Genomic DNA, 13,009 nt, shown 5'->3' with positions numbered 1-13,009 from the left:
TTAATTCCTTATTACGTGTATAAATGTGTAGTCAGTTAGTTGTATTACCTCGAAATCTTTTCCCTGTACGTCAGTAATAACTTTTTTTGATATTAAAACAAACCCCACTCCAGTATCATCTTCAGCTTCATAAAACTTATAGCCCAGAATAGAGATTAAGGGGTTGAAGTTATAGTTTTCTGAAAAACTCACATAAATAAGTAAGGATGCATAGAAAAATAACGCATACTGCCATTTGTCTGCAATTGAGTCAGTGCCAAGCAAAGGGAATAAATAACTCAGGAAGTAGTTTGTTACCTCTTTATTGGCTGGAGAAATTGAACTTATGTTTTTAAATAATGGTGTTATGTTTTGTGATGCATATCTTAGAAAGAAAACTACGGACATAAAGCTTACCAGACATACAGCAAACGACGACCAGATGAGCCACGGCTTGCACTTCATAAATCCTATGAATATTAAAGTTATGCTCACTGGCGCAATTGAACTGGCAGTGAGTAGAATGCGTGCGAGCTTGTTCATTTTTCTTCCTAGTATGTAACTGTATATAAATACAGTATACGTGCGCACTTCCTTTCTGTCCTTTTTTCTTACTCCAATTTTTTTTAAGTGTCATCACTTTTTTACTAACGCGTACGCAAAAGCTTATGTAACCTGTTAAGAGTGGTCACTTAGTAGATTAGCCCCTTAGATCACCAGACACTTCGCCTCTCTTAAAATAAGAGGTAGTCTTGGAACTATGTTTAACACCAGTCAGAATAATAAGATGGTTGAAGTGTTATCAGGACCTGAGCGACGTCGGCGTCGTACTCCGCAGGAAAAAATTGCCATTATTCAGCAGACTATGGAACCGGGCATGACCGTGTCTCACGTCGCACGACTGCACGGTATCAATGCTAATCAGATCTTCAAGTGGCGCAGGCAATATGAAGACGGCTCACTGACCGCCGTGACCTCAGGCGGAGAAGTCGTTCCCGCTTCCGAGCTTGCTGCTGCCAATAAGCAAATCCGCGAACTTCAGCGTCTTCTGGGCAAAAAAACGATGGAAGCCGAAATACTCAAAGAGGCCGTGGAGTTCGGCCGGACAAAAAAATGGATTGCGCATGCGCCCTTGTTGCCAGAGGACGACGAATAAGCGATGTCAGCCGCAGTATTGGTGTGTCGCGTGCGCAACTGAGTCTCAGGGTCCACCGTTCGCCTGACTGGCAGGATCGCAGGCTGTATGCCAGTTTTGACGATACTGCGGTGTTATCCCGGATACATACCCTGGTCGCCGAACTGCCCACATATGGTTATCGCCGGGTATGGGCGCTGTTGCGGCGACAGTCAGAGCGTGACGCGCTTCCTGTTGTGAACGCAAAACGCGTGTACCGGATTATGCGTACTCATCACCTGCTGCTGGAGCGCAAACCTGCTGATCCTCAGCGTAAGCGTGCACATAAAGGTCGCGTGTCGGTCACGGAGAGCAACCGGCGCTGGTGTTCAGATGGCTTCGAGTTCCGTTGCGACAATGGTGAAAAGCTGCGGGTAACCTTCGCACAGGACTGCTGCGACCGGGAGGTCATCGACTGGGCAGCGAGCACTGGTGGCTATGACAAAGAAACGGTACAGGACGTCATGTTGGGTGCGGTAGAAAAACGCTTCGGCCAGCATCTGCCGTCAGAACCGGTGGAATGGCTGACAGATAACGGTTCAGCCTACAGAGCGCATGAAACGCGGGCGTTCGCCCGGATGCTGGGGCTTGAGCCATGTACGACCGCAGTTCGTAGCCCGGAAAGCAATGGCATAGCAGAAAGCTTCGTGAAAACGATAAAGCGGGATTACATCAGTGTGATGCCAAAACCGGACAGCCAGGTAGCGGTGATGAACCTGGCGGAAGCGTTCAGTCATTACAACGAACATCACCCGCACAGCGCGCTGGGATATCGCTCGCCGCGGGAATATATACGCAGAAAGTTATCACAACCGTAAGAGAGAAAAGGCGTCTGGATATATAGGGTCAAATCCACTTAGACACGCAGCTTAAACATTGAAACCCTGCCTTATGACGAGATTTTTTAGTTTCTACGCAATACCAAAGGCGCTAAGGCATGACGGGTCCATACCCCATCCATGCCGTTAACTGCAAATACCCAGCACCTTTCATATTGTGGTGAATCCACAACAGCATTATCCCTGCGGCTGACGAGCCAGGTAATCAACGCCGATGCGCGGCAGGGTCCAAAAAGAAAGGCCGCACAGAGCGGCCTTGAGAGACGAAGGAAGTGAATTACAGCTGAGAAAGCTCTTTGCGTGCCGCTTCCGCAATGAAATGGCTACGACTCGAATAGCGTGAATTCTGCCCCACGGCCTTATCGATTTTCTCGATTAAGAGATGGGGCATAGTGATGTTGATGCGCTCTGTCTTACCGAGATATCTGGTAATATCGACCTCGACAAAGACCCAGCGACCATCTATTACATCAACGCCGCTACCGTGCTCAGGTGACAGACTCAGATGCCAGGAGCCGGATGACTCAGGAATCTCCAGCCCTTTTTCAGACATTAATTCAAAATGCGCCTCCAGCGCTGACTGAGCGTCCTTAATGGTTTCTTCTGGCGTGTCACCCGCAAAAAAACATCCGGGAACATCAGGAAAGTAACCACTGGCTGAACCATCGGCATCAATTTCGACGAATGCTGAATACAACATGCGTTTACCTCTTGCAATAAAGAGCGCCCTTGCGGGCGGCTCCTGATTATTTAAGTTTCGCATCCTTGAGGATTTGATGAACCGTTCCAGTTTTCAAATCTTTCTTAGGGTGCGGAACCGTTATTACGTTAGAGAAATCCGGGTGGCTGAACTGGTGATGACTTCCTTTTACCCTTTCAAGTTGCCAGCCGTTTTTTTCTAATAGCTTTATCAGTTCCGAACTTTTCAAGCATCCTCCGTCTCGCTAACTGATGAAAGGATTATACACACGATACACACCATGATGCAAGATGATTGGTGTGTATCGTGTGTATATATTTCTGTTTTATCCTTTTGCCCCTTCAAGAGCTAAGCCATTACGAGTGCCGGAGATAAGCGCCGGGTGGGGTAATTATTTCCTTGTGACTACAGACAGCACCGACCGTAACTACGGAGGTGAGAGAACATGAAAATGCATAGCATTCACTCCTGGACAGAATTTTGGGAACTAATTCAGTCGTGGTGGAGCGGTGATGTTCCACTTGGTGGAGTCATCATGGCGATAGTTATTACAGCTCTGCGCGTGGCTTACACCGGTGGCGGATGGAGAAAAATGCTACTGGAAGCGCCGTTGTGCGGATTGTTGACTCTTTCCGTGTATTCGTCACTGAACTATTTCGGCCTTCCCACTGCGCTATCTGTTGGCATCGGTGGCGGTATTGGTCTGATTGGGGTTGAGCACATCCGTAATCTGGCTATCCGCGTTATCAACTTCCGCTTTGGTGGCGGCAACCCACAGGCTTAATCCATGAATCAGAATCAATTTCAGTTGGCGGCTGGCTTAAGCGCCGGATTAGCCGCGCGCTGGTTTCCGCATATTGATGCGGCGATGAAGGAATTCGGTATATCAGCACCGTTTGACCAGGCAATGTTTATTGCGCAGGTCGGGCATGAAAGCGCCAGTTACAGCAGTCTGGTCGAGAGTTTCAATTACAGCGTTCCGGGGCTTGCTGATTTCGTTCGTGCCGGACGCCTGACGCAGGACCAGGCTAACTCGTTAGGTCGCCGCCCGAATGAGTCATCGCTTCCACTGATCCGCCAGCGCGCAATCGCCAACCTGGTATACAGCAAGCGAATGGGAAATAACGGGGCAGGTGATGGCTGGTTCTATCGCGGTCGCGGTCTTATCCAGGTAACCGGCCTGACAAACTACCGGAATTGCGGTAACGGTCTGAAAGTTGATCTGGTGGCAAAGCCAGAGTTACTTGCGGATGACTCCTACGCTGCCCGAAGCGCCGCATGGTTCTACGTCGCTAACGGTTGTCTGAAGTACTCAGGTGATATCAGCCGCGTCACTCAGATCATCAATGGTGGACTCAACGGCCTTGAAGACCGTCGCGAACGCTTCCTGAAAGCGAAAGCGGTTCTGGTGGTGTGATATGCGACTTGTTGAAGACTGGCGGCGCAGTTGGAAATGGTTCTCTGTGCACTGCCTGACGCTTGCCGGTGCTATTCCGGCAACCTGGGCGTCATTGCCTGATGACCTGAAATCACACATTCCTGCTGAATGTATGGGAACCGTAACGGCAGTTGTTGCTGCCTGCGGTCTTATTGGTCGCCTCGTTGACCAGAGGAAACGCCCATGACAGCAGAGATTAAAGCGGCGCTTGTTGTGCTGCTGCTGATCATTCTCCTTAGCCTGATTAGTGGTGGTGCCTGGTTCGGGTATCAGTACAAAAGTAACAGCGCCCGCGCCGATGCTGCTGAGAAAACGGCGAACCAGTCCAACATGGTGGCAGCCAACGTTCTGAAGACGGTTTCTATCATCAACGGCATTGTCCAGGCGAATGCAGATGCAAAGCAGAAAACAGACCAGCAATCAGCGGGGCGTATCGTGGTTATTCAAAAAGCCATTGCTGCTGATGAGTGCGCTAAGCGCCCTGTGCCTGCCGCTGCTGTTGAGCAGTTGCGGGACCACGCGGACCGAATACGTGCAGGTGCCACCCGTACAAATACCGGCAAGCCTTCTGGTTGATTGCGTCATCCCTGAAATCCCTTACCAGATGACGTGGAGTGACAGCCTCACGCTTAACGAGCAACTGCTGGCCGTGATTGAGAAATGCAATCAGGACAAAGCAGACATCCGCACCATTGAACAATCCAGACAGGAACAAACTAAATGACCTTATACCAAACCGTAATGCTGTGGTTCTCAACCCTTGGTGTTGCCCTTTACCTTATCTCGGGTGGCTGGGTAAAAATCCGCGATTACTTCAAAGCCAAAGCACAGAACAAAGCTGACGCGATTGAAGCTGAAGTGCAGGCCCGCCTTAAGGTAGCGCAGGCAACAGCAGCAGACGCCCCGGCAGCGACTGCTACATCAACTGATGGGCCGGTAGTTGCAGGGACTGCCACGGCATAAAGTTGTCATCACAAGGCGCATTCTTGCGAGTGCGCCTGATGATGAAAAAAAGCCCCCTGGACAGAAGGGGGCTAACCAATTGAGGGAAGGGATCGAAATTCCGTTTTATATTTACGGATAAATTATAGTACACAGGATCTCAGTTGATGGTGTCATCCGGGGTAAGTTGGACGACCATCTCAAGAGCTTGACGATAAACATCGAGCTTTATCACATCGTTTTCGGATTCAAGCTTTTCGAGTAAGGAATGGATGATGTCTTTGTTGCCAACAACCGCCTTACGAGATGATAAATCCTGATAAATCTCTACTAACACAGCTTTCTCGCTTACGAATTGTGAATCCATACTTTTTAAGTAAACGGAGAGCTGAGATTCCATCGGTGTTATCTGTTCCATCTTAAGCCTCAAATGAGTGGCTGCTTTATGAAGCATACCGGGCTGTGGGAATAGTAAGTTTAGCTGTGTATCTGTTAGTCGTTCAAAAAATAGCCTCTGAAGGTGAAAATCCGTAACACCTTCAGAGGCGATGCAAAGCACCATTCGTTCAAGGAACTTATTGACACCTAAAAACCTATGCAACAAATCTGATCTTGTACAATTTATTTTTGATCATTGTGTGTGGTCATATGAGTTGATAGCAAACTGATTCAGTGCATTAAGAAGAATCCACCGACAAGGGATAACGGTTAACTATGCTGTGAAGTTTATTCTCTTCACTCGGATTATTCCTGGCGTTAATGTATAGCCTCCACTTTGAAAAGGAGGCTTTCATGTCAGTCCAATTCCCAAAAGTTATTGATATTGATTTGGCTAAGTCAGAATATAATGAACACAGCGGAAACTTTTACTTTAAGTTGGATAAGCAGGTGGAAGAACGCTGGAAACAGCATTTTAGAGAAGCTTGCCAGCAAGAACGCGCTGATTGTTTTTATACTAAACAACCTACAATTAATGAAAACGAGTGGGTAGTAGCTTATGCTGAGATAGATGGCGAGAATGACCTTAATACTGTCTTGTATCATATCAAGCATGCGGTTGCGGTTGCTAATCAGGAGCTAAGAGAGATTGTTGATGCTGAGAAGGCTGAAGAAGCCAAGAAGAAAGCAGCTCGCAACGAACTTGAACAAAAAGTGAAGAGAATTGCCGGTGGACTTGATTTTAATTAACTCGCTACGCTCTTAACAGACCGCCTTAGGGCGGTTTTTTATTTTGTGCTCAAAACTGCATTCACTGAGTTCACTTTTCAGCATAAACACAATGAATCATCGGCTGGTGGTCTCACCATTGCTGAGGGTTATATTCATCTGACCAGCAGGAAACTCTGAATGAACGTTGTGATTGATGGTGTGAGATACGCGCCAGTGACAAACCGCGCTTCAAATATCGGAATCGCGATCAGCACGCACAACCGCCATGACGTTTTATCCCGCGCACTGGATCACCATCTCAAATACCTGCCAGCCGGTGCGCTGGTGGTTGTTATTGATGACGGGTCAGCCAAACCGGCAACAGTACCTGATGGCGTAGAGCTGATTCGTCGTGACATGTCACGCGGCATTGTCGCATCAAAAAATGCCAGCCTTGAGGCGCTGATTGATGCAGGCTGCGAACATCTGTTTCTGTGGGACGATGACGCATGGCCCGTTGCTGGTGGATGGGAACAACCCTACATCGAATCACCTGAACCACATCTGGCTTATCAGTTTATGGATTTTGCAACAGGCCAGAAGCTGGGTGATATCGCCGTGCTTTACTGTGATGAACGGCACATAGCTTACACCGGCCAGCGTGGTGTGATGCTGTATTACCATCGCAGCGCAATTGAAAAGGTTGGCGGCTTTGACCCCATCTATCAGCGCGGCATGTATGAGCATTCAGATTTAGCGCTGCGCATTCACAACGCCGGGTTAACGAGCTGGGCCTTTGCTGATGTAGTCGGTTCGGAAAAGCTGATTTATTCGCTTGATGAACACCAGGCCGTAGAGCGATCAGTGGCAAAGCCGGACCGTGAGTTGCAGGTTAAGCGCAACGTCACAATTCACAATGAGCGGAGAAACAACGGTTATTCCGGGTATGCTCCGTTCCGCATTCAGCGCAATGTGGTTATCACAACGCTGCTGACCAGCCAGCCAGACCCGCAACGCAGCACGAAAATGGCTGCATCGTTTGAAGTACTGGCTAAATGGACTGCATCGATTAAAGGTGGTGACGCGGTAGTGCTGGCCGATGAGCTGAATGCGGTTTCCGCTGACGCATGGCTGGCGCGTGTGCCCGATGTGAAAATGAATGTTTATTTTCGGCGTTGGCTGCACATCTGGCAGCACCTTCGTGATCATCCTGAATATGAGTTCGTGTGGTGCACCGATGGAACTGACGTTGAAATGCTGCGCGAACCGTGGCAGGAAATGGAGCCGGGCAAAATATACTCCGGTTCGGAACCCAAAACCTACGCAGATAGCTGGGCTGCAAAACATCACCCGGAGTCTGTCTACCAGTCGTTCCTCAGTAAACACCAGAATGATGTGATGCTGAATGCTGGTCTGTTGGGTGGGTCACGCGCTGACGTGATGGCAATCGCACACGGCATCGTCCGACTGTATTACCACATTGAATCCCTGCGTTTCTGGAATCAGGAAGTAAAAGCGGCAGCGGTTGGCGACATGATTGCCTTTGGCATTGTGGCGCATCGCTATAGTGACAGGTTGGTGACTGGCCCGCGCGTGCATACCGTATTCAAGTCTGACGGCATCGGTAAGGAGTGTGCTTGGTGGCAACACAAATAAAGTTTGTGGTGGTCGGCCATCACACCCGCAGTTATGCCGCTGTGCGGCTGGCTAATTCGATTGGCGCGCATCTGCTGATTGATGATGAAAGCCGAGGAGCTAACTGGAATCACCGTCGTGCTGTCGAATGGGCAGCACAACAGGGCTGTCGCGTTGTCATTCTTGAAGACGATGCACTGCCGGTTGAGGGGTTTCGCCTGCTGGTATCTGAATGGCTGTTGCGATTCCCTGATGATCTGGTGAGCTTTTACCTTGGCACCGGCAGGCCTCCGCAGTACCAGCCTGTGATAGCGCAGCGACTTATCGAAGCTGACCGGCATCGGTGGGACTGCATCACGCTACCGCGCTTGATTCATGGCGTATGCTACAGCCCGCCACAGTCTGCGCTCACTGGCATTCTGTCGCGGTGGGACGAATCGAAGCCAGCAGACTATGCGGTTGGCGATGCGTATGGCGCAGGCATCATCTACCCGTGTTACTCGCTGGTCGATCACGCAGATGGAAGAGCGGTTGAGGTGCACCCTGATGGCGAGGGCAGGACTGAGCGTCGCCGGGCCTGGCGGCTGGTGTGAATGATAACGGTTCCCATTCTCGTCCTGACAATGCATAAGAATGAGAATAGTTATCATTTGCGGGTCCCTCCGGAGGGGGACCCAGCCACGGGGCGGCACACTCGCGGAAAACGGCTAGTTTTCTGCATTTCATCAGAATCATCATCATCCCATTAACTCTCTGATATTTCAGTCGTGAAATTTTTCGCGATGTCGAAATGATTAAATTTTGTTCATCATCATGGATAACGAATTAAAGAATTTCCGACTCAATATCAACCAGATCGCCACGCTCACCGATTTGCACCGTCAGACGGTGTCCAGCAGGCTCAGTAATGTGCAGCCTGCGCCGGGGAGTAACGCAAAACTCAAACTGTATTCACTGCTGGATGTGCTGAAAGAGCTGCTCAGCAGAACTACGTCTGATGAACTGCTGGACGTGGACAAAATGCTGCCGCCAGACCGGAAAGCCTGGTTTCAGTCAGAGCGTGAAAGGCTCAAGTTTCAGCAGGAGACAGGGGAGCTGATACCGGCCTCTGAAGTCGCCAGAGAGTTTTCTTCTATGGCTAAAGCAGTGGTGCAGGTTCTTGAAACGCTGCCCGATATCCTGGAGCGCGACTGCGCCATGACCCCGGCTGCGGTTGTGCGTGTCCAGAAAGTTATTGATGACCTGCGTGATCAGATCGCTTTGAAGGTAGAGATGGCCGATACACCCGAATACGAGGAGGATTTGCCAGAAGAGGAGTAGCCATGCGTCAGGCCACGGCAGCAGCGATCAGGAAAAATACTGCCACGATATTACGTGCGCCTCGCAAGTTACCCGTTGCGGAAGCAGTGAATAAGTTTATGCGCGTTCCTGTCGGGGTGGGTAACTCTGTTGAATGGGACCCCGATGTCGCTCCTTATATAATTGAGCCGATGAACTGCCTGGCGTCCCGTGAATATGATGCTGTGGTTTTTGTCGGACCCGCGAGGACGGGTAAAACAATCGGCCTGATAGACGGCTGGGTTGTTTATAACGTGGTCTGTGATCCTTCTGACATGCTGGTTGTCCAGATGACAGAAGAAAAGGCGCGTGAGCACTCCAAGAAACGCCTTGCCCGAACCTTTCGTGTCAGCCCTGAAGTCGCTAAGCGGCTCAGCCCGCTGCGCAATGATAATAACGTTCATGACCGTACTTTCCTGGCGGGCAACTACTTAAAGATTGGCTGGCCGTCAGTCAACATCATGTCATCGTCCGACTTTAAGTGTGTGGCCCTGACGGATTATGACCGCTTCCCGGAAAATATTGACGGTGAAGGGGATGGATTCTCGCTGGCCTCAAAACGTACCACAACGTTTATGTCAGCCGGAATGACGCTCGTTGAGGGGTCGCCGGGCAGGGAAATTACCGATACCAAATGGCGTCGGCAGACCCCGCATGAAGCGCCGCCGACCACAGGTAGTCTTTCCCTTTACAACCGTGGCGATCGCCGCCGGCTTTACTGGCCGTGCCCGCATTGTGGTGAATACTTTCAGCCGTCTATGGATGCGATGACCGGCTACCGGGATGATGCTGACCCGGTGAAAGCCAGCGAAGCCGCACATATCTGCTGCCCGCACTGCAATAAAATCATCACGGCTGATAAAAAGCGGGAGTTAAACAAGGCCCATGTCTGGTTACGCGAAGGGGAGAAAATCGACGCTGCTGGCAACCGATCAGGTGAGCCACGGCGGTCACGTATCGCCTCCTTCTGGATGGAAGGTCCGGCAGCGGCTTATCAGACCTGGGCGCAGCTGACTTACAAGCTGCTTACCGCCGAACAGGAATACGAGACGACCGGCAGTGAGGAAACACTGAAGGCGGTTATCAACACTGACTGGGGGCTTCCTTATCTGCCACGGTCAGCGACCGAAACCCGTAAAGCTGAAACCCTGATGGCGCGAGCCGAGACGGTTAACCGCCGCACGGTGCCGGATGGCGTGCATTTCCTGGTGGCAACGGTAGACGTTCAGGGCGGGAAAAATAAACGCTTTGTCGTTCAGGTGGTGGGCTACGGCGCGCACGGTGAGCGCTGGATTGTGGACCGCTACAACATCCGTCACTCGTTGCGCTGTTGCCCGGATGGTGAAAGCCTCCCCATCGATCCGGCAGCATACCCGGAAGACTGGAACCTGCTGCGATCAGATGTTCTGGATAAACACTGGCCGATGTCCTCTGACCCGTCGACCACCCTGCCGGTACTGGCAATGGCCGTGGACTCAGGCGGCGAGGATGGTGTGACAGATAACGCTTACAAGTTCTGGCGCAAATGCCGCCAGGACGCCGTTCACAAGCGTGTTTATCTCTTCAAGGGTGACAGTACCAGCCGCAGCAAGCTGATCACCAAAACGTTACCCGACAACACCGACAGGCCAAACAGGAGCGCTGAAGCGCGTGGCGATGTGCCGCTGTATCTGCTTCAGACAAATCAGCTTAAGGACAGGATAAATAACGCGCTTCTGCGTGATTCTCCCGGTCCTAATTACGTGCATTTCCCTGACTGGCTGGGTGAATGGTTCTACGACGAACTGACCTACGAAGAGAGAAGCACAGACGGCAAATGGCACAAACCGGGCAAAGGCGCTAACGAGGCGTTTGACCTGCTGGTCTATGCCCAGGCGCTGGTAATCCTACGTGGCTACGAGCGTATTAACTGGGACAGCCCGCCTGAGTGGGCGCGGTCACCTGAAAGCGCCTCCGCTCCACGCAGAATTCAGCAATCTCAGCCGGTGGCCCGGCAAACCGAACCCGAATCAAAACCAGTGGAGACACGCCAGGCCGCAGCGCCTTCAGCGTGGGCACCCGCATCTAACGGAGGCTGGCTGTGAATCAGGCCGATATCGAACGCATGTTACAGAAATACATTGATGCGGAAATGGCCGTCCTTGATGGCAAGTCTGTAGAAATCAACGGCCAATCCATGACGATGGAAAGCCTCAGTGAAATCAGAAAAGGGCGTGAATCGTGGGAGCGCCGGTTGCAGCAGGCTATCGATGCGCAACGCCGCCGACCGCAGTACAGCCTGGCGAGGTTTCGATAATGACGCTACTGGATAACGCCATCGGGCTGATTTCCCCCGGATGGAAGGCGGCACGCCTGCGCTCCCGTCTTGAAATCAAAGCCTATGAAGCAGCCATGCCAACCCGCACGCACCGCGCGAAGCGTGAAAACCGCAACGCCAACCAGGTTAATCAGTTCGGCGGTCGCTCCATTCGGGAGCAGGCCCGCTGGCTGGATAACAACCACGATCTCGTTATTGGCCTGCTGGATAAGCTGGAGGAGCGCATTGTGGGCGCGCGCGGCATTGTTGTTGATCCGCAACCGATGCTTAAAGGCGGCCTTCTGGCTGATGACCTTTCCCGGCAGATTCGCACAGCGTGGGCGGAATGGTCCGTGTCGCCTGATGTGACCGGACAGTTTACCCGACCGGTCCTTGAGCGCCTGATGGCCCGCACCTGGCTACGCGATGGCGAGATATTTGCGCAGTTAGTGCAGGGCGCAGCGGCAGGACTGACGCCGTCAAACGGGGTTCCTTTCTGGATAGAGGCGCTGGAGCCTGATTTTGTCCCGATTGAGCTTTCCGATCAGAGCAACAACCTGGTTCAGGGGATATATCTCAATGAATGGGGATGCCCGACCAAATACGCGGTGTGTAAAAACCTGATAACCAAAGGCATTGCACTTGGCGATGTTAAGCAAGTAAACGCAGACAACATGCTGCATCTCAAGTTTATGCGCCGACTGCATCAGATTCGGGGTAACAGCCTTCTCACGGGCATTCTGATCCGTCTCAGCGCCCTGAAAGAGTATGAGGATTCAGAGCTGACAGCGGCACGGATTGCGGCAGCGCTGGGGATGTACATCAAAAAGGGTGACGGGATGAACTATGACGACACGAGCGCATCAGGCAAGCGGGAACTCGACATCCAGCCAGGCATGCTTTTTGACAATCTTCTGCCCGGTGAAGATATCGGCATGATCAAATCTGATCGCCCTAACGCCAACCTGGAATCATTCCGTAACGGCCAGCTCCGCGCAGTGGCCGCAGGCAGTCGGGGCAGTTTTTCCAGCATTTCACGTAATTACGATGGTAGTTACAGCTCACAACGTCAGGAGCTGGTGGAGTCTTTTGAAGGCTACAGCATCCTTCAGGATGCCTTTGTTGCCGCCGTCACCCGCCCGATGTACCGGAGCTGGCTGAATATGGCAATGGTATCCGGGGTGATCAAGGTTCCCGGTGATGTGGACCGCGCAACGTTACTGAATGCGGTCTACAGCGGCCCAGTTATGCCCTGGATTGACCCGCAGAAAGAGGCAAACGCCTGGAAAACGATGATTCGTGGTGGTTCTGCGACGGAAAGTGACTGGGTGCGCGCACGCGGCGCGAATCCGGGGGAAATTAAACGCCGCCGTAAAGCGGAGGTTGATGAAAACAAAGAACTGGGCCTGGTGTTTGATACCGACCCGGCAAATGACAAAGGGGCGACCAGTGGTCAGCAAAAAGAAGAGTAAAACACGCTTTTCTCCGCGTGCGTCATCCGGCGATCACAGCTGGTTTC

At 51.6% G+C, this 13,009-nt stretch carries 18 protein-coding genes; 14 read left to right on the top strand and 4 right to left on the bottom strand.

The features are described from left to right. The gene (locus tag AC6I8R_RS12065) at positions 1–522 is read right to left on the bottom strand and encodes a KwaA family protein (RefSeq protein ID WP_497832361.1); all 522 of its coding nucleotides are present in this window, start codon (positions 520–522) and stop codon (positions 1–3) included. Positions 523–766: 244 nt separating this feature from the next. Here AC6I8R_RS12065 and AC6I8R_RS12060 point away from each other — a divergent pair. After that, positions 767–1,971 (top strand): IS3 family transposase gene (locus AC6I8R_RS12060; RefSeq protein ID WP_303465396.1). Its coding sequence is split into 2 segments (ribosomal slippage): positions 767–1,085 and positions 1,085–1,971, totalling 1,206 coding nucleotides; the frame shifts between segments, so codons are not numbered across the junction. A gap of 298 nt (positions 1,972–2,269) precedes the next feature. Here the strand turns inward: AC6I8R_RS12060 and AC6I8R_RS12055 are convergent. Further along, a complete protein-coding gene (locus AC6I8R_RS12055) occupies positions 2,270–2,692 on the bottom strand; it encodes a type II toxin-antitoxin system HicB family antitoxin (RefSeq protein WP_497832360.1) in 423 nt (140 codons plus the stop codon). Positions 2,693–2,738: 46 nt separating this feature from the next. After that, positions 2,739–2,921, bottom strand: a complete 183-nt coding sequence (locus AC6I8R_RS12050) for a type II toxin-antitoxin system HicA family toxin (RefSeq protein WP_497832359.1) — start codon at positions 2,919–2,921, stop codon at positions 2,739–2,741. 216 nt (positions 2,922–3,137) lie between these two features. On the opposite strand from AC6I8R_RS12050, the gene AC6I8R_RS12045 reads away from it, so the two are divergent. The 6 genes from AC6I8R_RS12045 to AC6I8R_RS12020 are packed head-to-tail and all read left to right on the top strand — an operon-like array spanning position 3,138 to position 5,093. Continuing rightward, positions 3,138–3,476 (top strand): phage holin, lambda family, encoded by a 339-nt coding sequence (locus AC6I8R_RS12045; RefSeq protein WP_497832358.1) that lies wholly within the window; start codon positions 3,138–3,140, stop codon positions 3,474–3,476. 3 nt (positions 3,477–3,479) lie between these two features. Further along, the gene (locus tag AC6I8R_RS12040) at positions 3,480–4,109 is read left to right on the top strand and encodes a glycoside hydrolase family 19 protein (protein WP_497832357.1); all 630 of its coding nucleotides are present in this window, start codon (positions 3,480–3,482) and stop codon (positions 4,107–4,109) included. A gap of 1 nt (position 4,110) precedes the next feature. Further along, positions 4,111–4,317 (top strand): DUF7940 domain-containing protein, encoded by a 207-nt coding sequence (locus AC6I8R_RS12035; protein WP_497832356.1) that lies wholly within the window; start codon positions 4,111–4,113, stop codon positions 4,315–4,317. Beyond that, entirely contained in the window at positions 4,314–4,706 is a 393-nt protein-coding gene (locus AC6I8R_RS12030; RefSeq protein ID WP_497832355.1) for a DUF2570 family protein, read from the top strand. Before AC6I8R_RS12035 ends, AC6I8R_RS12030 begins: the two co-directional genes overlap by 4 nt. Then, positions 4,594–4,854: an Rz1-like lysis system protein LysC gene (lysC, locus tag AC6I8R_RS12025; RefSeq protein WP_497832354.1), complete on the top strand. Its 261-nt coding sequence runs from the start codon at positions 4,594–4,596 to the stop codon at positions 4,852–4,854. Before AC6I8R_RS12030 ends, lysC begins: the two co-directional genes overlap by 113 nt. Continuing rightward, positions 4,851–5,093 carry a DUF1378 family protein gene (locus AC6I8R_RS12020; RefSeq protein WP_497832353.1) on the top strand — a complete coding sequence of 81 codons (243 nt, stop codon included), beginning with the start codon at positions 4,851–4,853 and terminating at the stop codon, positions 5,091–5,093. Before lysC ends, AC6I8R_RS12020 begins: the two co-directional genes overlap by 4 nt. A 139-nt stretch (positions 5,094–5,232) precedes the next feature. Here the strand turns inward: AC6I8R_RS12020 and AC6I8R_RS12015 are convergent, their stop codons facing one another. Beyond that, positions 5,233–5,490, bottom strand: coding sequence for a biofilm development regulator YmgB/AriR family protein (locus tag AC6I8R_RS12015; protein ID WP_013511370.1), 258 nt, complete (start codon positions 5,488–5,490; stop codon positions 5,233–5,235). A gap of 374 nt (positions 5,491–5,864) precedes the next feature. On the opposite strand from AC6I8R_RS12015, the gene AC6I8R_RS12010 reads away from it, so the two are divergent. From AC6I8R_RS12010 to AC6I8R_RS11980, 7 genes are all read left to right on the top strand, one after another. Beyond that, positions 5,865–6,260 (top strand): hypothetical protein, encoded by a 396-nt coding sequence (locus tag AC6I8R_RS12010; RefSeq protein ID WP_497832352.1) that lies wholly within the window; start codon positions 5,865–5,867, stop codon positions 6,258–6,260. A gap of 159 nt (positions 6,261–6,419) precedes the next feature. Next, a complete protein-coding gene (locus AC6I8R_RS12005; RefSeq protein ID WP_497832351.1) occupies positions 6,420–7,877 on the top strand; it encodes a glycosyltransferase family 2 protein in 1,458 nt (485 codons plus the stop codon). Continuing rightward, entirely contained in the window at positions 7,859–8,449 is a 591-nt protein-coding gene (locus tag AC6I8R_RS12000; RefSeq protein WP_497832350.1) for a hypothetical protein, read from the top strand. Before AC6I8R_RS12005 ends, AC6I8R_RS12000 begins: the two co-directional genes overlap by 19 nt. 220 nt (positions 8,450–8,669) lie before the next feature. Beyond that, on the top strand, positions 8,670–9,176 hold the full coding sequence (locus AC6I8R_RS11995; protein ID WP_208725512.1) for a DUF1441 family protein: 507 nt from the start codon (positions 8,670–8,672) through the stop codon (positions 9,174–9,176). A gap of 2 nt (positions 9,177–9,178) precedes the next feature. Further along, entirely contained in the window at positions 9,179–11,278 is a 2,100-nt protein-coding gene (locus AC6I8R_RS11990) for a phage terminase large subunit family protein (RefSeq protein ID WP_497832349.1), read from the top strand. Continuing rightward, complete coding sequence (locus AC6I8R_RS11985; protein WP_208725188.1) at positions 11,275–11,490, top strand: DUF6148 family protein; 216 nt, start codon at positions 11,275–11,277, stop codon at positions 11,488–11,490. Before AC6I8R_RS11990 ends, AC6I8R_RS11985 begins: the two co-directional genes overlap by 4 nt. Further along, complete coding sequence (locus AC6I8R_RS11980) at positions 11,490–12,962, top strand: phage portal protein (RefSeq protein WP_497832348.1); 1,473 nt, start codon at positions 11,490–11,492, stop codon at positions 12,960–12,962. The genes AC6I8R_RS11985 and AC6I8R_RS11980 overlap by 1 nt, the downstream gene beginning before the upstream one ends. The last annotated feature ends 47 nt before the right edge of the window (positions 12,963–13,009 follow it).

The sequence above is a fragment of the Pantoea sp. X-Soil-OKNW-713 genome (genome assembly GCF_059730685.1).
The sequence above is the reverse complement of the archived record's forward strand: the minus strand, read 5'-3'. Positions and strand labels throughout refer to the sequence as shown.